The following is a 17945-nucleotide window of genomic DNA, read 5'->3' as shown; positions in this document are numbered from 1 at the left end:
TATTTTGCCGGGTTATTCATGATCGGAGTTGGTCGCTCCTCACAAACGCACGCCCATCTCCAGGGCGCGGGTCTCGAAGCCGAACTCGGCATACATGCGCACCGCGCGCTCGTTGAAAGGCCAGACCGTCAGGCGCAAGTCCTGCGCATTCTGCTCGATGGCCCAGTCTTTTACCCGTTGAATCAGTGCGCGGCCAATGCCTTTGCCCCAGAACGGCTCGGCGACACAGACTGAGCCGATGCGAACCACGTTCTGCGGCTGCATCAACGGGCCGGAACTGGCGGACAGGGTGGCCGTAATGAATGCGGCGGGCTGATCCCCAACACTGGCGATGAAGGCAATCTGGCCGGGCTTTTCGAATACCCCGGCCCAGTGCGGCAAGTCGCGGGCAAAATCATCGGTCGCGGCGGCGTAGATGTCGGGGCGGGCGGCGTGGTGGACCGAATTGAGCAATTGGCCCAGTTCGCTCATTGCCAGCGCGTCGTCGGCAGTGGCGGTGCGGTAGGTGATGATTTCTTCCATGACAAACATTACTCCTGGGGTGTGCTAATAAGCTTCGCATCCTGCGGCAAACCGCGAAATAAAGCATCCCGGATCCTGCGGGCATTTCAACGAAGCAGGAAGCACCTGGGTCGCTTTTTCAGGCCAATCTGTGCATTGAATGTTGCTGCGTTAAACGAATAATCGAGCGCTCGAATCCTTTGGAGTTGGGCACTGTATGGAAGTCTTACGCAATCATTTTGATGATGTTCTTGCAATCCAAGCGATCGACGCGGGGAGCCGCTCATGAGCTTGCATACCCGCACTAAACGCTTGACCGTGCCGCAGCTGGTCGCCATGAAAGGTCAACAGAAAATCGTCTCGCTGACGGCGTATTCGAGCAGTATCGCCAAGCTGATCGACCCCATCGTCGACTTCATTCTGGTCGGCGATTCCACGGCCATGGTCGGTTATGGCCGCGCCTCGACGCTGAGCATGCAGCTCGAAGAAATCATCGGCCACACGCGGGCTGTGGTCGATAGCACGCGTCTGGCCTGTGTGGTGGCCGACATGCCCTTTGGCAGTTATCAGGAATCCCACGAGCAAGCCTTTCGTAATTGCGCTCAGGTATTGGCGCGTACCGGTTGCGACGCGGTCAAACTGGAAGCCAACAAGGCCTTGGCGCCGACGGTCGAGTTTCTCGTGGCGCGCGGGATTCCGGTCATGGCCCATGTCGGGTTAATGCCGCAGTTCGTCAATGTCATGGGTGGTTTCAAGGCCCAGGGCCTGACCGCTGAGACCGGCGCAGTGATTGCCGAGGATGCCCGGGCCAATCTCGAGGCAGGCGCCTTCAGCCTGTTGCTCGAAGGCGTGGCGGAGGGCGTGGCGCGGCAGATTACCCTGGAGTCGAAAATGCCCACCATCGGCATCGGCGCCTCACCGGCTTGCGACGGCCAGGTGCTGGTCACCGAAGATGTGCTCGGCCTGGGCGGTGAGCATCTGCCGCGTTTCGTCAAACGCTACGCCGATGTCGGCGCAGTGATCAGTGAGGCCTGCACGCAGTTTGCCGACGATGTGCGCCATGGCCGGTTTCCTGAGGCGCGGCATTGCTATGGACTGTAAACGCGGTTTTCTTCGGTGATCGCCTGCGCCAGTCGTTGCACCGCGTGGGCGATGTTCTTGTCCCAATCGAGGCTGTAGCTCAGGCGCAGGTACTGCTTCCAGGCGCCTTGCTGGCTGAAGATCTCGCCGGGGGCGATGACGATTCGCTCGGTCAGCAAACGCTCGAACACCCGTTGCATGTCGATTGGACGCACAGCCTTGAGCCAGAAGCTCGCACCGCCCTGTGGGGCGACTACCTGCCACTGACCGTTACCGTGTTCTTCCAGCAAGGTCTGTAGCTGTTGCATGCGCTTGCGCAACAGTGCTCGCAGGGTGGTCAGGTGCTGGTCGATGCGCCTGGAGCTGTAGAGTCTGGCAATCGCTTTCTGCCGAATGGGCGAGAGGCGAAACCCACGCTGCATAAACAATCGATGAAATTGCGTTGCATGCTGGCGGCACAGCACATAACCATACGGGGCTTCGCCGCCAATGATCTTGTCGAACGTCGAGAACACCAGCAGCTTGTCCGGGTCGGCAAAATCGCGATAGCGCGCGGGTGAATCGGAGAAACACAACTCGCCCCAAGCATCGTTTTCGAACAGCCAGACATCGCGCTCGGCCAGCCAGTGACAGATCTGCTGTTTATCCTGTGCTGGCATCAACTGGCCTTGGGGAATATTCACCGTGGAGGACAGCACCGCGAGGCGCACCGGTTCGCGCGTGAGCAGTTCGTTCAGCGCGGGCAGGTTGAAGCGGCCATCATCGCCGAGGGGCATTTCGATGACGCGGATATTGGCCGCCTGCAACTGGCGCAGAATCGCCCACGAGCAGGGCGACTCCACCAGCGCCACAGTGCCACCGAGATTCAAGGCACTGAGCGACAACTCCAATACGCTGCGCAGGTCCGCGCCGATATACACCTGCTCGGCGTGCCAGTGGCTGTGCGCGGAACGGGTGTAGCGTTCAGCCAGGGCGGCGCGTAATTCCGGCTCGCCGAGTGGCTGATAGAGCGGTGCATTCGAGGGCGGGTATTGGCGAGTCAGCTCACGCTCGATCAGCAACAACGGCCCCTGCAGCGACAGCAACATCGCCGGCGCATCGCTGCTCAACGCCAGCATGCCGGGCTGACGGGCGCTGGCGAAGACGTGGTCTAGAAGATTGCCGGAGCTGGCTGTCACAGGCGCTGCCGGCATCGAACGGGTGAAATAGCCGAACCTGGGTTTGGCGTGGATTCTGCCTTCGTCCTCGAGCAGTGCGTAGGCGTATTTGGTCGTCGACACCGAAACGCCGAGGCGCAAGGCCAGTTGTCGCAGGGATGGCAGTTTCTGCTCAGTCGTGCCACTGGCCGCCTCGATCAGGCCTAGGAGGTAGTGGTAGACCGCCTGATAGGCGAATGAAGCGTCCTTGCGTCCCGTCAATGCTGCTCTCCTTGAATGTCAGCGCGTCAGCGTCGGGTCCATTGAGGTTTTGGCGACATCGGGCAGTTCAGCCAGAAATTCCGAAATCTGCTGCCTACTGCGCAAGTGAATGACTGGAATCTGCGGCCCGACGGTAACACGCATCGCCTCGATACCGGGGCGATTGACCCGGTCAAAATTCCACACGTATTTCAGGAACTGCAAAAACGCGCGGTCCAGCCGCTCGGTGCAGCCAACCGGCAGATCAGCGCGTGGGCGATTCAGTGCGCTGCGCAGCATGACCCGTTTCATGCAGGTCAGCCGCGGCGTATCCAGCCAGATAACCAGGTCGGCGCGGGGCAATCGCAGATCGAAGGTTCGGCGCGAATAATTGCCTTCACAGATCCAGGTATCGCCCGCCACGGCTTGGCGAACCCGTTCGCGGAACGCTTCATTGTCCGGCTCAACCCAGCCCGCCTCCCAGAACAGCGGGTCGAGGTGAACCACTGGCAGGTTCAGACGCCGGCCGATTTCGCGGGCGAGGGTGGATTTTCCGCTGCCCGAGTTGCCCAGAATGACGATGCGTTGCACGTGCAAATCCCTTGCTGCAAAAAGTCGGCAAGTCTAAATCAAGCGTCTCCGGAATTCTGAAAAAACGCTCTGGGCTGTGGGGGCCGAGTGGCAAACAGAAAAAAGCCCGACCAAAGCCGGGCTCGTAAATCTGCAACGGGCTAAGCAGCCATGTTGCCGGCAGCCATTTCCTTCTTGCAGCTGGCCTTCATGGCTTCCATCTGCGCGCCCAACTCTTCGAGTTTTTCCTTGCCCAGAAGCTTTTTCGCTTGGGGAAACATTTCCGTTTCTTCCTCTTCGATATGGTGCTCCAGCAGTTCCTTGACCACTTTCACCCGACCGGAAAACTCTGGGGTTCCCGGGTCGGTGAGTTTCAGATCGGGCAGCACCAGTGAGTCCACGGTGCGGTGTTCTTCCTTGGCTTCGAAGTACATGACGTCCTGTTCCTTGCTGCCGGCGGCCTTGAACGCCGGATAGAGAATTTCCTCTTCGAGGCGGGTATGGATGGAGATTTCCATTTCCAGTTTGCCCAACAGCTCGACACGTTTTTTCAGCGCGCGGTCGGTTGAATCACTGAGTTGGCTAAGGATGTCTTTGACTTTTGCATGATCGGCTTTGAGAAGGTCGATGGCGTTCATGGCGTTTCCTCTGCTGTCACGGAGTGAACACAGGCCGCTGTTCCACGGAGCTGTGAATGCCCTGAATCAGCCGCATTTGCCGTGCCAGTCCATGGCGGATGCTCAAACGCTCTGGATCAAGGGCTTGCGACGTCACAGGCAAAAAGCCTTCGTGCAGCCTGCATGAAGAGGGCGTTGCAGGCATTGCAGATCACGGCTTCGTCACGTTACGACGCCGAATGCTGGCTGACATGCTTGGGCCCCGCCAGCGCCCAGGCAATCAAGCCGAACAATGGCACAAACACGATCAGCACAATCCACACGCCTTTATTGCTCGCTTTCCCCTCGCTCTTGCGCACCCGATTGATGGCCCAGAGTTCGATTAGCAGAAGAACTGCCGCCAGTACGATCCACACGGTTTCGATTTGCATTGGCTACCTCCTGATGGTCTGTTCGTTAGGTCGCTTGGGGGGCGGTGGGTTCATTTATTTTTCTTCAAGGCGTTGAGCTGGCGGGCCAGTTCCAAAGCGACGCGGCCGCTGTTGAAGGTCGGCAGCAGGTGGGTGAAAGGGATCTCGATGATGCGGTTCTCGCGTACCGCGCGCAGTTGTGAGAGCACCGGGTCGTGGGTCAACAGATAGCGTTTGCGGCGCGCTGGGGACCATTCAGCGTCGGCCAGCAGAATCACGTCCGGGTCGCTGGCCAGCAGGGTTTCGGTGTTGACGGTGACTCGATAGAGGTTGATGTCGGCGAACACATTGCGTGCCCCGGCGGCGGCCAGCAGTGGGGTGACAAAACCACGCCGGCCTTCGCTGTCGAGGCCTTTGACCTCGCTGTCGAGATAGAATACTGACAGCGGTTCACCCGCACCGGCCAAGGCTCGGGCGCTGGCGAGATCGGCGTCCATTGCCTCCCTCAATTGCCGCGCTTGCGGCTGCTTGTGCAGCAGCTTGCCCAGCGTCAGCAAGTCGCTACGCACATGCGCGAAGTAATCCAGCGAATGCCCGTTGCAGGCCGACTCCAACAGATACGAACCCACGCCATTACGGGCAAGCCCTGAGCGTGAAGTCACACCGTCACCGAATGCCGTGGCAAACCCGCCGATCACCAGATCCGGCCTCGCAGCGTAAAGCACTTCGCTGGCCGGGTACTGCCGCGCGATCACCGGCACGCCGAAATACTCGGAAGGCCGCTGACCGGCATCGGTGTCATCCAGATACGCCACGCCGACCAGCGCTGGCCCCGCACCCAGTGCCAGCACGAGATCCGCCGCATGCTGATTGAGCGCGACGATGCGCGAAGGCGCAGCGGCGCGCCAGTCCTCGCCGCAATTGCGCAAATGGTCGGCGAACGCAGGCGCCGCGCAGAGCAGGGCACTCAACAGCACGCACAACCGGCTCATGCCCGCGCCTTGATCAGCAAATCGGCGACCACCTCGCCGCCCAGCAGATGCCCCTCGACCAGTCGCTGCGCATCTTCATGGCTGTGCACGCCATACCAGCAGCGCTCCGGATACACCGTCACAATCGGCCCCTGATTGCACGGAAACTGGCAGTGCGTGCGCGTCAGCAAGACGCCGCCCGGTGTCTCGATGCGATCGTGCGTCAGTAAATGCCGGCGCAAGGTTTTCCATAACTGCAAGGCGCCACGCTGGGTGCAGCGCGGGCCGGTGCAGAGGAACACATGACGCGCGTGCTCGGGCACATTTGACCAGTCCGGGTGGCTGTCGACGCCGTCGATGGTTGTGATCTCACTCATCAGAAGCGGTACGTGTAGCGCACTTCGGAAGTGAACGGCCGACCAAGGTTGTCGACGTTGCTTGAGCGGCTGGTGACGTAATCACGGTCGAAGAGGTTTTCCACCAGCAGACTTACGCGGTGCTGGTGGGCGTTGTCGAGATAGCGATAAGCGTCGGCGTCGACCACGCAATAGTTGCCGTATTCGACCTGCTTCGAGCTTGTGATGTCGCGAATGTAGCGGATCGCACCGCCGGCACCCCACAGACGGTTTTCCGATTCATAGCCGACCCGCGAACGGGCGAAAAAGCTCGGAATATCGTTGATAGTCACGCCGGTGCGCGACTCGGTGAGGTTGCGCGTCATGTCCGCTTGCAGGCTCCACCGCTCGTTGAGCGCCAGCTTGGCGTCGGCCTCGAAACCGCGCATCTGGATCGTGCCTTCGCCGTTGACCCACTGAATGTCATCGAGGGTGATCAGGTCGTCGATCTTGCGTTTGAACAGGGTCACGCTGGCGCTGAATTCGCGGTTGAGCAAAAAGCCTTTGTAGTCGACACCCAATTCAGCGTTGCGGCTCTTTTCCGGTTTCAGGTTGCGGTTGCCGATCTCGTCGCCCGGCTCGTTGACGAACAGCTGCTCGGCGTTCGGCAGTTTGTAGGCGCTGCCGTACTGACCGCGCACCGACCAGTTGTCGTTGAGGTCATACAGCGAAGTGAGCATGCCGACCGTGGCACTGTCGCCACCGCTCATGGCTTCGTGACGCACGCCGATGCTCGGGTGCCAGTCGGGCAGGGCGTCGATCTGCGGGCGCAACTGCGTGTAGAACGCGTGGGCTTCTGCCTTGTCGTTGTCGATGATCAGCACATCGTCCTGGCCCTTGAACCACTGGTTGTCGCTGCCGAATACCAGCACATGACCGCCGGGCAATTCAGCCTTGCCTTCGGCCTGCACGCCCCAGTCGGTGAAGCCCCAATAGTCATCGTGGTTGATGACTTTGGTGCCGCCGCCGACGACGTTGTTGACGCGGGTGTAGCGCGTGTCCCAGTCGTTGATATGGCCTTTGACGAAGTAGCTCAGACGCTCGTTGACGGTCTGCTCGAAAGTCGCCGTGGCGATCTGCTGCACGCGATCGTTGGTGGTTTTGTGGTTGTCGACCGGGCGGGCGAAATCGAGGTTGGCGTCGGCGTATTGGTAGAACAGTTCAAGCCGGGCATCGTCGCCGAACGACTGGATCGCCTTGCCACCGAAGGTGGTGACTTCGTAGGCGCGGTTCTTCCCTGAATCGTTTTTCATGTCGCGGTTGCGATACGGCTGATAGCCGTCGGAAACGTTGTGGCTGACGTACGCCAGCAAACCCAGATCGCCGAAGCCGTTAGTGAAGATATTCTCGACCCGCGCATCTGCAGTGGTGCCGCCGAAGCTGTCGACGCCCAGGTTGACCTCACCGGAGGCTTTGCGCGATTGCGGGCTGCGGGTGACGATGTTGATCACGCCGGAAACGGCCTGAGTGCCGAACAACAGACTCTGGCCACCCTTGAGCACTTCGATGCGCTCGACGGCGTTGGCCGGCAGAGTGTCCAGATAGAGGCCGCCGTACAGGCGATTGTTCAGGCGTACGCCGTCGAGCAGGATCAGCGTGTCGTCGTTGCGCCCGCCCAGCAGCGAATAGGTGCCGTAGTCGAACGGGCCGTTTTTCGGTGCTACGTACAGGCCGGGAATGAACATCTGCATGACGCGACTGACATCGGCGCTGGGGCCGGCGCGCTCGATCTGCTCGCGGGTCACAATCTCGACTTTGCTGCCGAACTTCGCCATATCAGCGACGGTGGTGGACTCCACCGACGGCGCAGAAACGATTTGTTGATTGAGCTCCAGTGGCGCGTCATCGGCCAGCAGCAACGGGCTGAACAGGCAGCCAAGGAACAGGGTTGGAGCAGAAGTGTTGAAAGGTCGAATCATTGTCTTCTCGAAAAGGATCTTCGCAGAAGAGCATGCAGGAGAAGGCATCGCGCACAGCCAATACCGGCCCATGCCCGCCCACCGCAGGATTTTGCCAAACGAAATTTCAGGCCGGTCTCCGGGCTCGCGCGTATAGAGGCTTTCACCTTCCCATGGCCGTGCGGCCACAGTGGTCTATCGAAAGCATCACGCGCATACCGTTGCGGGGGCAGCACCGGACTTGTTCGAAAAGAACGTACCGGTTTCCCGTTTCACCCCATGCGCGGCGGCATGGGACACCTGAAACTGGGCGGCATCTGAACATTCGACAGACCGTTCGTCAACTTGCCGGTACCGACTCTCGATCCGCGAATTACCAACTTTCGAAATAACTACTAAGGTCTATGACGGTAACCACAACGCGATATCCGTGGTGTCGACAGGCGCGAGTTGCTCGAGGAGCAGTCGAACAAGGAGGTTTTCATGCACGCTGCCAGCGACCATGTTCCCGGCGGGTTCGCCCCGCACTTCATTCGCAACGCCTTGCTGGTCGCGATGGCCAATGCGTTGACGCTGAGCGACGCGCAAGCGGCGTGCGGGCCTTTGGCCGAAGGCGCCTATAACGTCTCGCAAACCTGCTTGCCAACGGCCGGAGTCGATGCGTCGATCAGCACTCAGACAGGTACCACCATCACCACCACGGCCGGATCCTCGCTGAACAGTCGAGGCAACAACGCCAACACAACGCTGACGCTCAGCGGTACGACGGTCAACAGCACGCCCCCGACGGCTGCCAACGCGGTGTTCGCCAATGTCATTGGCACCACCGGCAACGCGAACCTGAGCGTCGATGGCGGCACCAATACCGTCAACCTCGGCGGCAGCGGGCTGGATGCGCTGGCGCTCAGTAATGCCGGCGCAGGCCTGTCGACGTTCACGGTCAGCGCCGGCACCACGCTGAACATCCTCAACACCGTGGTCGGCAATGAGCACGACGGCATCGACATCAATGCCAGCGGCGGCGGCACGATCATTCTGAACCATCAGGGCAGCGGCCAGATCACCTTGCTCGGCGGCAACGGTATCTGGAGCAAAGCCAGCGGCAGCGGCGACAACAACGTCAATGTCGGCAGCGGCGTCAGCATTCTGGTCAACAACGACGATGCACTGTCGGCGGGCCCACCGATCGGTGATGAAACGTTGCCCACGGCGGGCATTGGCAACCACGCCGGCGTGCATACGCGCGCGGTCAATGGCAATACCACTGTGGTCAATGCCGCGAACGTGCAAGGGATCGGCATGAACGCATTCGGCGTTTTCACCGAAGGTGGCGCCGGTAATACCCGCCTGAATAACAGCGGCACGATCAACACCAACGGTCTCAACGGATTCGGTATTCGCGCGTTCTCCACCGTTGGCAGCATCGCTATCGTCAACGAAGGCGCGATCACCACAACCGGCGGCGCAGCGCACGGCATTTATGCCAACGACAACGTCGGCGCCACCGGCTCGATCAGCATCGACAACAATGCCGCGCTGAATGTTGGCAGCACCGCCAATGCTGCCGGCTCCCGAGCCATTTACGTAATCAAGCGCGGCACCGGCGATGTCACGATCACGGGCAGCGGCAACATCAATGTGCTTGGCGGACTCAACACCACGCGGGCTTACGCGATCATCGTCAGCGCGGAAAACAACAATGTGCTGATCGATTATGCGGGCGACCTGTTCGCCAGCGGTTTTGGCGCAGGCGGCATTCGGGTCGATTCGACCGGGGGCAATGTTCAGATCAACTATCGTGGCAATCGCATCGAAACCCTGCACAGCAACGCCAATGGCATCTATGCCTCGACGCAGTCGCCGACCGGTACGGTCAACGTCAATGCCGGCGGCACGATCATCACCCACTCGGACGCCGGTTCGGGTGATGGCAGTGGCATTGGTTCTTTTGGCATTCAGGCGCTGACGCTGGGCGGTGACGTCGGTGTCGCGTTCACCGGTTCGCTGATCGACGTCAACGGCCAGGGCGCGGCGATACTGGCGGGCAATGCTTTCAATTCCGGAAGCGGACTGGGCACGCTGAGTGTCAGCAACAGTGGGGAACTGATCGCGCGTGGCAATGACCAGCGCGGTATCCGTACGCTGTCAGTCACAGGCGCCCAGACTGTGGTCAACAGCGGCGCGATCCAGACGCTCGGCGCCAGCAACAGTCAGGGCATTCTCGCCGAGGCGTCGGGTGCGGCCAGTGTTTCGGTGAACAACAGCGCGGTGATCACCACCCAAGGCACGGGCTCGTCGGCGATTGAGGCGCTGACCGCAGGCGGCAGCGCCAACGTCAGCAACACGGCGACCCTTCAGGGTGGGCGAGCCGACAGTAGCGGTGTCGCCCTCGGAGGCGCGAGCCAGACACTGAACAACTCGGGCGCGATCAGTGCGCTCAGTGATGTCGCCGTACGCGCCGACGCGACCACTCCCGGCACAACGTTTTCGCTCGGCAACACCGGACAAATGACCGGCGCCGTGAATGCCGTCAGCGCTGCCAGCACGGTGGTCAACAGCGGCACCTGGACACTGCGCAATTTCACCGCCAGCAATGCCAGCGGCAGCCGCGATACCTGGGGTGTTGCGGTCAGTGATCTCGGCACATCGGGCACCAACAGCATCGATAACAGCGGCGTGATCCGCCTGGCCGCGCAACCGGCGACTGGCATCACCACCTTCAACGCCAGCGGCGCCTATTTGCCTTTGGGCCAGGCTGCCAATGCGCCCACGTCAGGCGGCGCCGTACAGGGCCAATTGCTCGGGGTCAACCGCTTCATCAACAGTGGCACCCTTGACCTTGCCGCAGGCAGCAACAGCGTCGGCAATGTTCTGTTGATCAGCGGCGCGACCACGGCTGGCACCGATGGCGGAGGGGTGTTCGTGTCCAATGGCGGCCGGCTGCTGCTTAACACCACGTTGAATGGCGGCGGCGCGAACAGCCTGTCCGACATGCTGGTGGTGGACTCGACCAGCACCGCCAGCGACCGCACCACCGGCGTGGTCGTGAGCAACGTCGGCGGGCAGGGCGAGCTGACTCAGGGCAACGGCATTGCGGTGGTCGAGTTGCTCAACAAGACCGAGGGGGCGAGCGACGCCAACGCGTTTCAACTGGCCCGGCGAGTGGTGGCCGGCCCGTACGAATATCGCCTGCAGCAAGGCGCCGAGGATGGCAGCGGCAAGGACACCTGGTATCTGCGTTCGGACGCCGTGCCTCCGGACGGTCCTCCCGGTCCTGATCCCGATCCCGTTCCATCCCCGGTGCCGAATTACCGTCCGGAAGTATCGCTGTACGGCGCCGTTCCGGCGTTGGCGCTGGTCTACGGCCGGACGATGGTCGACACCCTTCACGAGCGAGTCGGCGAGGAGCGTCTGAATCGCGGTGATCCGTTGCCCAAGGAAGACGAATCCACCCTGGCGCCGTCGATGGGCTGGGGGCGGGTGATCTATCGCAGCGGTAAACAGGACGGCGACCGCAAAAACGCCTTGGGCAATACGCCCGAATACAACTATGACCTGACGGCTTTCCAGGTCGGCACCGACCTCTACCGCAAGGACCGGCCTGACGGCAGTCACGAGCAGGCCGGGCTGTCGTTGTCCGCCGGCACCATCGACGCTGGCGTCAGCCACTACACCCGGCGCGCCGCCGGTGAAGACACCTTGCGCGCTTACGGCGTCGGCGCGTACTGGACGCACTTCGGCGCCTCGGGGTGGTATCTGGACGGGGTGTTGCAGGTCAATCGCTTCGACATAGAAGCCAAACCCAACGACCTGGCGAAACTGAAAACCCGTGGTTGGGGCTACACCGCGTCGCTGGAAAACGGCTACCCGTTCGAAGTCGACAAAGACTGGTACATCGAGCCGCAATTGCAGGCGATCTACAGCTATGTCGATCTGGACAGCAGCGATGACGTCGGCGCGAACATTCGTTTCAAGGACGTGGACTCTCTGATTGGCCGTGCCGGCGTGCGCATCGCCAAGGACTGGGACACCGAGGGCGTCGACAAAAGCGCACGGCGCACCAACGCGTGGATTCGGCCGAGTGTCTGGCATGAGTTCAAGGGGCAGCCGAAAACCGAGTTTTCTTCCGAGTCGGGGTACATCCCGTTCGAGTCAGACCTGCAGGGCACGTGGGGCGAGGTCAATGTGGGGGTGGACTATCAGGCCAATCAGCGCACTACCTTTACCGCTTCGGCCGGTTATCGGCAGGGGTTCGACGGCGACAGCCACGGGTATGACGCAATGCTGGGGTTCAAGATCAATTTCTAGTCCCGTGCATACACCACAAAACCCGTGTACATCCTGTTCGCAAGACACTTGAAGGTTTAAAGTTCACTTCAAAGTCGTTTGCAGCTCAGGTCAATCATGAAAATCGGTGAACTGGCAAAAATCAGCGGTCTGGCGCCTTCGCGCATCCGCTTCTATGAGGCGAGCGGTCTGATCAAATCGGTCGGGCGCAAGGCTAACGGCTATCGCGATTACGCCCCGGAAACCGAGTGGATCCTGCAGATCATCACCGGCGCGCAGTCAGCGGGGTTTTCCCTCGAGGAAATACGCCAGTTACTGCCGGTGAACGCGCAGGACTGGCAGCACGAAGAAATGCTGGTCGGGCTCAAACGCAAGGTCGAAGAAATCGAAATCCTCCAGCAACGCCTGGCGCATAACAAGGCGCAGTTACTGCGGGTCATTCACGGCATCGAGAGCAAACCCGCTGACGTTGGCTGTGCCGACAACGCGCAGTTGTTGATCAGCCAGATCCGCGAGGAGAAGGCCGCTACGGGCAAATAATCACAGTTGATAAAAAGGCCTTGACCTTAAAGTTGGCTTTAATCTTATGGTTGTCCCACGCCCAATCGAGGACTCCTCATGAACGTGTTCGACAACCTGCAACTTCCCAACGGTTCAACCATCAAGAACCGCATCGCCAAAGCCGCCATGGAAGAAAACATGGCCGACGCCGATCAGGCACCTTCGGAAGAACTGATGCGCCTGTATCAGGCCTGGGCCGATGGCGGTGCCGGGCTGCTGATCACTGGCAACGTCATGGTCGATGGCCGCGCGATGACCGGGCCGGGCGGCGTGGTGTTGCAGGATGACCGGCAACTGGCCAAGTTCAAACGCTGGGCGCAGGTTGGTCGATCCGGCGGCGCGCAGTTCTGGTTGCAGATCAACCATCCGGGGCGGCAGATGCAGGCCAATCTCGGTCAGAAAACCTGGGCGCCGTCGGCGGTCCCGCTGAGCATGGGCAGCCTGTCCAGACACTTCACCACGCCGCATGCGATGACGGCCAGCGTGATCGCTGACGTCATCCAGCGTTTCGCCCGTAGCGCACAGCTTGGCGAGCAGGCCGGCTTCACTGGTGTGGAAATCCACGCCGCCCATGGTTATTTGTTGAGTCAGTTTCTGTCGCCGCTGACCAATCAGCGTACGGACGAGTGGGGCGGTTCGCTGGAGAACCGCGCGCGGCTGTTGCTGGACATCGTCAAGGCTGTGCGGGCGCTGGTTTCGGCGCAGTTTGCGGTGGCGGTGAAACTCAATTCCGCCGACTTTCAGCGCGGTGGCTTCAGCGCCGATGACGCGCGGCAAGTCGTCGAATGGCTCAACGATCTGGGTGTGGATCTGGTCGAATTGTCCGGCGGCAGCTACGAAGCCCCGGCCATGCAGGGCGAGGCGCGAGATGGTCGTACCCTGGCACGTGAGGCGTACTTCGTCGAGTTCGCCCAGGACCTGCAGAAAGTCGCGCGGATGCCGCTGATGGTTACCGGCGGCGTACGTCGTCGGCCCATCGCTGAAATGGTCGTTAACAGTGGCGTGGACATGGTCGGCATCGGCACGGCATTGGCCATCGATCCGAACCTGCCGCGTGACTGGCTGCAGGGCCTGGACAGCGCCCCCGAGCTGCCGCCGATCACCTGGAAGAACAAGGCCATGGCCTCGCTGGCGAACATGGCGGCGGTCAAGTTCCAGTTGCGCAAACTCAGTCAGGCGAAAACACCCGATCCGCACGTCTCACCGCTGCGCGCGCTGATTCTGCAGCAAATCGGCAACGCGTTGCGTACCCGCCAGTACCGCAAGTGGGTAGCGAGCAACTGATCTGAATGGCTTGCTGACGTTCGTCCCTATATCCTGCACGCCTGTTTGATGGATTGATTTAGGGAAGAATTGCATGCCGTTCAGGGTGATGGTGGTCGGTGGTTACGGAAACTTCGGCAGCATTGTGTGCCGGCATCTAGCGCTGATGCCGACCATCGGCCTGGTGCTCTCGGGCCGTGATCCGCGCAAGTTGCAGCGCAAAGTCGATGAGCTGAACAGCCAATCGGGCTACGTCTGCGAAGGCTGGTGCGGCGATGCCATGGGCAGCGAGTTCAAAGCCGCATTGCGGGCTCTGAATATTCAGTTGGTCGTGCACACCGGCGGGCCGTTTCAGGGGCAATCCTATGCCGTCGCCGAGAGCTGCATCGACGCTGGCGTTAGCTACTGCGATCTGGCTGACTGCCGCACGTTCGTCAACGGCATCCACGTTCTCGACCCGCGGGCGAAGCAGGCCGGCGTGGCCATCCTCAGCGGTTGCAGCTCGGTGCCGACATTGTCGTCAGCGATCATCGATGAACAGCGCCAGCGCTTTTCGCGTATCGACTCGATCGAACATGGCATTTCTTCGTCGGCGAAAATGCCCGGGCTGTCGACCATCGAAGGCGTACTGGCTTACGCCGGCAAACCGATCAAGCAACTTAAAAACGGCAAGGTGCACGAGGTGTCGGGCTGGCTGGATTTGACCTTGCGCAAAATGCCGCAGATGGGCATGCGGCTGCTGGCCAACGTCGATGTGCCGGACATGGATATTTTCGCCGGCCGTTATGGCGCGCACACCCTGAAGTTCAAGGCCGGCGCCGGGCTAAAACTCGGCGGCATCGCCAACGGTCTGCTGGCTCAGGCACTGAAGATCGGACTGGTGCGCGACCATGCTCTTTGGGCTGCAAGATTGCATCGCCTCGGTACGCGATTCGAACGTTTCGGCGACGGTAAAAGCGCGATGTACATCGACGTGCAGGGCCTCGGCGTTGACGGCAAACCGCTGTCGATGACCGCGCAACTCACCGCCCTGAACGACAAAGGCCCGGAAATCCCCAGCTGCGCCGCAGTAGCCCTGGCGACAAAAATGGCCCAAGGCTACGTGCCGACCGCCGGCGCCCGACCGTGCGTGGGTGAAATCAGCGTCGCCGAGTACATGGCCGCGATCAACGACCCGGCCAACCTGAGCCTGTCCGTGCATTTTTCGGACGGACAGCGCTGACATGCTCTATCTGTGCCTGAAGTACCTGCACATCATCGCCGCGATCTTCCTGTTCGGTTTCGGTATGGGCTCCTACCTCTACCTGATCGCCGCCAGCCGCACGCGCAACCCGCAAGTGATTGCTCACGTCGCGCGCATGGTCGTGCGCTTCGACACTTGGATCACCACCCCGGCGGGGTTTGTGCAGATCATCAGCGGTTATCTGTTGATGCGAATTTCGGGGTTGTCGATGAGCACCGAGTGGGTACTGACTTCGTTGATCATTTTCCTGTGCGTCGGCTCGCTGTGGCTGCCGGTGTTGCTGTTGCAGAAGCGGCTGCATGCGATGGCAGCGAGTGCGAGCGAGGTGGGGTCGGGGCTTGATGAACAATATCAAGCGGTTTACCGCAAATGGTTCTGGATGGGCGTGCTCGGTTTTACCGGGATGTTTGTCATCGTGTTGATGATGGTGACGAAGATGACACCGGTGCAGTTGTTCAGCTTTCTGCTGTAGGTACGGTGGTTTTCAGGAAACGCTGTTCGTGATCTGGAGTGGGCAGCAGGCAGGTGTCGTATTTGCCGAACAGGCGATAGCGGTTCAGCGCGATGCGGTCGTAGGCCCAATCGCGTAGACCACGAGGGAAGATGCGCAACAGTCGCAACGGCTGCCAGCGGGCGGGCAGTTGGCTGATGACTTCGAAGAAAGCGTCGGATCGTTCCCAGTAGTGGCGGTCGCGGATGACCGCCATGGTGTCGAATTGATCTATGGGCAGACCGGCCCACGCGAGCAACGCCTGGCCCTCCGGCGACTGAACCGCTGCCAAGCGTACGCGACGCTGATGATCGTGGCGGATCAGGAACCGCGCCCAGCCATTGCAGAGTTTGCAGACACCGTCGAACAGAACTACGGATTCGCCGGGGTTGAGGAGCGGGGCGGGGGTTGGGCGGTTTTTTGGGCTGGGCATGGGGTTTGTATTCAAGAGGTCGAGTGTTGCGATCATAGCGCCGCAAGGCTTTGTTCGCGAATGACTGCACTTGGTCAGAAACCCGGATGGAAGGGACAGACGACGTTTAGGCGCGTGATCTGTCTCCTGGCGCCGTCAAGCTGTTGCCTCACCTTCCTGGATTTCCCTCACTCGATCCTTCGATCCGGCCCGAAGCGCATGCCGAAGCGTCAATGCCGGCCGCTCGACGCAGTAGTACGAAACGCCACTCAGCAAGAACGACAGCACCAGCACCGTTGCGACCTTGTGCCAATCGAAATAGGTGATCGGCCAAAGCCCGTGCAGGAAGTAAATCACCACGAAGTGATTCAGGAACACGCCGTAGCTGATGTTCCCCAGCAATTCGTCAATCCTGTGAAACTTGAGCTTCGACAACCAGTACACCGCGGGGATGCCCAGCGCAATGCCGGCGGCTACTTCAGCGTTGGACGGCCGGCGTTCGATCCAGCCCGCCATAATCGCCACAAAGATCAATGCTGCCGCCACAGCGGTGCCTGCGGCGATCGCCAAACCCTTCGCTTGCGGTTTGTAGAGGTAACTGCCGCAGAGGAATACAAACAGGACGCCCGGCAACAAACGGTAGCCGTAATAGTCGGTGTTGATGAAGCCAAGGCACGCCGGGATAAAGACTGCAACGGACAAGGCGAAGGCCACGCCCCGTGCTCTGTAGATGAGCAGGAACGGGATCACCAGGTAGAAGCACATCTCCAGGCCGAGCGACCAGGCCGGAGGCACAATCCACGTTCCGCTCGCGCCGAACATATAGAAACCGAGGGGCACGATCGCGAGGTTCGCGGCGATGTTTCTGAAGGTCAGTTCGGCCCACTGTGGCGTGCCGGGCAGCAGGAAATAGATCACCGTACAAGAAGCGATGAAGTAGAACAGGAATTGCGGGTAAAGACGCAAGGCCCGGTCCAGGTAGAACCGACCGATTTTTTCGGGCGCCTTGTAGTTGCGCTCGATCAATGAGGTCATGACGAAACCACTGATGAGCAGGAAGGAAATCACCGCAACCACGCCCGGGTTGAACCCCATGAACAACTTGCCCATATGCGAAACAGCGACCAGAACGGCCAACAGCAGACGATAGGCTCCCACGTGTATCCCCAAACGACCTTGTAGTTATGGCGGGTAAATTACGATGCTTCGCGGGCGGATAACAGGTTTTTTTCCGCGCTCGGTCTTTCCGGAAAAGGGTTTGCCGGGTGGTATTGAGCAACTGGCGAAGAACTAATCCTCGCTTAATACTGATGCGCTTTCATCTTGCGCATCCAACGCCTCGCACGAGATTGCTGCGAGCCCGTGTCCCATCGATTGTTCGCGCCAATTGCGACGGCTACACTCCAACCCCATGAAACGCTACCTGCGGCTTTGCCTCATCTTCGTGATCAGCCTGGCGCTTCCCCTCAGCGGGATGGCGGGGGTGCAGGCGCCGACAGAACCGTGCCCGATGAAGACGATGGGCATGGCGATGATGGACGACATGGGCATGGATTGTTGCAATGACATGAAAAGCCCGACCGAGCATGGCAAACCCTGCAAGCCGGGTCAGGAATGCAAGACGGGCGGGATGCTGCAAGTCTCGATCGTCAAGCCGCCCGTGACCCTGTTCAGCCCCGTCGTGCTGGCCTTTGCCAGCGATTCCGTTCCTGTGCCCACCCCGTCCGGGGTCTGGCGACCGCCCCGCGTCTGATTCCTGTCCGTTATTGAACCTCATCCTGTTTTAACGGGATGGCATGGCTGTGCGCAGGTCGTTTGACGCGCGCAGCGGATCATCACAGGAATCGCAA

At 60.5% G+C, this 17945-nt stretch carries 17 protein-coding genes and 1 riboswitch; of the genes, 7 read left to right on the top strand and 10 right to left on the bottom strand.

What is annotated here, in order from left to right:
• Window positions 1-39 precede the first annotated feature (39 nt).
• Complete coding sequence (locus U6037_RS16490; RefSeq protein WP_322843759.1) at window positions 40-522, bottom strand: GNAT family N-acetyltransferase; 483 nt, start codon at window positions 520-522, stop codon at window positions 40-42.
• 264 nt (window positions 523-786) lie between these two features.
• On the opposite strand from U6037_RS16490, the gene panB reads away from it, so the two are divergent.
• Window positions 787-1602, top strand: a complete 816-nt coding sequence (gene panB / locus U6037_RS16485; protein ID WP_322843758.1) for a 3-methyl-2-oxobutanoate hydroxymethyltransferase — start codon at window positions 787-789, stop codon at window positions 1600-1602.
• Here panB and U6037_RS16480 read toward each other — a convergent pair.
• The 7 genes from U6037_RS16480 to U6037_RS16450 form a co-directional block, all read right to left on the bottom strand.
• Window positions 1590-2999, bottom strand: coding sequence for a PLP-dependent aminotransferase family protein (locus U6037_RS16480; RefSeq protein ID WP_322843757.1), 1410 nt, complete (start codon window positions 2997-2999; stop codon window positions 1590-1592). The two genes, panB and U6037_RS16480, sit on opposite strands and share 13 nt — an antisense overlap.
• An 18-nt stretch (window positions 3000-3017) precedes the next feature.
• Window positions 3018-3569: an AAA family ATPase gene (locus U6037_RS16475; RefSeq protein ID WP_322843756.1), complete on the bottom strand. Its 552-nt coding sequence runs from the start codon at window positions 3567-3569 to the stop codon at window positions 3018-3020.
• Between the two features lie 140 nt (window positions 3570-3709).
• The gene (locus U6037_RS16470; protein WP_322843755.1) at window positions 3710-4186 is read right to left on the bottom strand and encodes a hemerythrin domain-containing protein; all 477 of its coding nucleotides are present in this window, start codon (window positions 4184-4186) and stop codon (window positions 3710-3712) included.
• A 206-nt stretch (window positions 4187-4392) separates the two neighbouring features.
• On the bottom strand, window positions 4393-4596 hold the full coding sequence (locus U6037_RS16465) for a PLD nuclease N-terminal domain-containing protein (protein WP_007916127.1): 204 nt from the start codon (window positions 4594-4596) through the stop codon (window positions 4393-4395).
• Window positions 4597-4646: 50 nt separating this feature from the next.
• Window positions 4647-5567: an ABC transporter substrate-binding protein gene (locus tag U6037_RS16460; RefSeq protein WP_322843754.1), complete on the bottom strand. Its 921-nt coding sequence runs from the start codon at window positions 5565-5567 to the stop codon at window positions 4647-4649.
• Window positions 5564-5923, bottom strand: coding sequence for a (2Fe-2S) ferredoxin domain-containing protein (locus U6037_RS16455; protein ID WP_322843753.1), 360 nt, complete (start codon window positions 5921-5923; stop codon window positions 5564-5566). Before U6037_RS16455 ends, U6037_RS16460 begins: the two co-directional genes overlap by 4 nt.
• Window positions 5923-7860, bottom strand: coding sequence for a TonB-dependent receptor (locus tag U6037_RS16450; protein WP_322843752.1), 1938 nt, complete (start codon window positions 7858-7860; stop codon window positions 5923-5925). The genes U6037_RS16455 and U6037_RS16450 overlap by 1 nt, the downstream gene beginning before the upstream one ends.
• 91 nt (window positions 7861-7951) lie before the next feature.
• Window positions 7952-8158, bottom strand: a riboswitch (cobalamin riboswitch).
• Between the two features lie 164 nt (window positions 8159-8322).
• On the opposite strand from U6037_RS16450, the gene U6037_RS16445 reads away from it, so the two are divergent.
• The 5 genes from U6037_RS16445 to U6037_RS16425 all read left to right on the top strand — a co-directional run bounded on the left by U6037_RS16445 (window position 8323) and on the right by U6037_RS16425 (window position 15665).
• Window positions 8323-12147 carry an autotransporter outer membrane beta-barrel domain-containing protein gene (locus tag U6037_RS16445; RefSeq protein WP_322843751.1) on the top strand — a complete coding sequence of 1275 codons (3825 nt, stop codon included), beginning with the start codon at window positions 8323-8325 and terminating at the stop codon, window positions 12145-12147.
• A gap of 96 nt (window positions 12148-12243) precedes the next feature.
• Window positions 12244-12666 (top strand): MerR family transcriptional regulator, encoded by a 423-nt coding sequence (locus U6037_RS16440; RefSeq protein ID WP_322843750.1) that lies wholly within the window; start codon window positions 12244-12246, stop codon window positions 12664-12666.
• A gap of 78 nt (window positions 12667-12744) precedes the next feature.
• On the top strand, window positions 12745-13971 hold the full coding sequence (locus U6037_RS16435) for an NADH:flavin oxidoreductase/NADH oxidase family protein (protein ID WP_322843749.1): 1227 nt from the start codon (window positions 12745-12747) through the stop codon (window positions 13969-13971).
• Between the two features lie 73 nt (window positions 13972-14044).
• Window positions 14045-15172 (top strand): saccharopine dehydrogenase family protein, encoded by a 1128-nt coding sequence (locus U6037_RS16430; RefSeq protein WP_322843748.1) that lies wholly within the window; start codon window positions 14045-14047, stop codon window positions 15170-15172.
• A gap of 1 nt (window position 15173) precedes the next feature.
• Window positions 15174-15665, top strand: a complete 492-nt coding sequence (locus U6037_RS16425; RefSeq protein WP_322843747.1) for a DUF2269 domain-containing protein — start codon at window positions 15174-15176, stop codon at window positions 15663-15665.
• Here the strand turns inward: U6037_RS16425 and U6037_RS16420 are convergent.
• Both U6037_RS16420 and U6037_RS16415 read right to left on the bottom strand, forming a co-directional pair.
• Complete coding sequence (locus U6037_RS16420) at window positions 15649-16116, bottom strand: thiol-disulfide oxidoreductase DCC family protein (RefSeq protein ID WP_322843746.1); 468 nt, start codon at window positions 16114-16116, stop codon at window positions 15649-15651. The genes U6037_RS16425 and U6037_RS16420 overlap by 17 nt on opposite strands.
• A gap of 135 nt (window positions 16117-16251) precedes the next feature.
• A complete protein-coding gene (locus U6037_RS16415) occupies window positions 16252-17253 on the bottom strand; it encodes an acyltransferase (protein ID WP_322843745.1) in 1002 nt (333 codons plus the stop codon).
• A gap of 253 nt (window positions 17254-17506) precedes the next feature.
• On the opposite strand from U6037_RS16415, the gene U6037_RS16410 reads away from it, so the two are divergent.
• The gene (locus U6037_RS16410; RefSeq protein WP_322843744.1) at window positions 17507-17848 is read left to right on the top strand and encodes a hypothetical protein; all 342 of its coding nucleotides are present in this window, start codon (window positions 17507-17509) and stop codon (window positions 17846-17848) included.
• Window positions 17849-17945: the final 97 nt, after the last annotated feature.

It is taken from the genome of Pseudomonas sp. B33.4 (genome assembly GCF_034555375.1).
Classification (GTDB): Bacteria; Pseudomonadota; Gammaproteobacteria; order Pseudomonadales; family Pseudomonadaceae; genus Aquipseudomonas.
The sequence above is the reverse complement of the archived record's forward strand: the minus strand, read 5'-3'. Positions and strand labels throughout refer to the sequence as shown.

Excerpts from the sequence above, each read along its gene's own strand:
- U6037_RS16490 (WP_322843759.1), bottom strand. The coding sequence starts at position 522 with ATGGAAGAAATCATCACCTACCGCACCGCCACTGCCGACGACGCGCTG.
- panB (WP_322843758.1), top strand. The coding sequence starts at position 787 with ATGAGCTTGCATACCCGCACTAAACGCTTGACCGTGCCGCAGCTGGTC.
- U6037_RS16470 (WP_322843755.1), bottom strand. The coding sequence starts at position 4,186 with ATGAACGCCATCGACCTTCTCAAAGCCGATCATGCAAAAGTCAAAGAC.
- U6037_RS16465 (WP_007916127.1), bottom strand. The coding sequence starts at position 4,596 with ATGCAAATCGAAACCGTGTGGATCGTACTGGCGGCAGTTCTTCTGCTA.
- U6037_RS16460 (WP_322843754.1), bottom strand. The coding sequence starts at position 5,567 with ATGAGCCGGTTGTGCGTGCTGTTGAGTGCCCTGCTCTGCGCGGCGCCT.
- U6037_RS16455 (WP_322843753.1), bottom strand. The coding sequence starts at position 5,923 with ATGAGTGAGATCACAACCATCGACGGCGTCGACAGCCACCCGGACTGG.
- U6037_RS16450 (WP_322843752.1), bottom strand. The coding sequence starts at position 7,860 with ATGATTCGACCTTTCAACACTTCTGCTCCAACCCTGTTCCTTGGCTGC.
- U6037_RS16445 (WP_322843751.1), top strand. The coding sequence starts at position 8,323 with ATGCACGCTGCCAGCGACCATGTTCCCGGCGGGTTCGCCCCGCACTTC.
- U6037_RS16440 (WP_322843750.1), top strand. The coding sequence starts at position 12,244 with ATGAAAATCGGTGAACTGGCAAAAATCAGCGGTCTGGCGCCTTCGCGC.
- U6037_RS16435 (WP_322843749.1), top strand. The coding sequence starts at position 12,745 with ATGAACGTGTTCGACAACCTGCAACTTCCCAACGGTTCAACCATCAAG.
- U6037_RS16430 (WP_322843748.1), top strand. The coding sequence starts at position 14,045 with ATGCCGTTCAGGGTGATGGTGGTCGGTGGTTACGGAAACTTCGGCAGC.
- U6037_RS16425 (WP_322843747.1), top strand. The coding sequence starts at position 15,174 with ATGCTCTATCTGTGCCTGAAGTACCTGCACATCATCGCCGCGATCTTC.
- U6037_RS16420 (WP_322843746.1), bottom strand. The coding sequence starts at position 16,116 with ATGCCCAGCCCAAAAAACCGCCCAACCCCCGCCCCGCTCCTCAACCCC.
- U6037_RS16410 (WP_322843744.1), top strand. The coding sequence starts at position 17,507 with ATGAAACGCTACCTGCGGCTTTGCCTCATCTTCGTGATCAGCCTGGCG.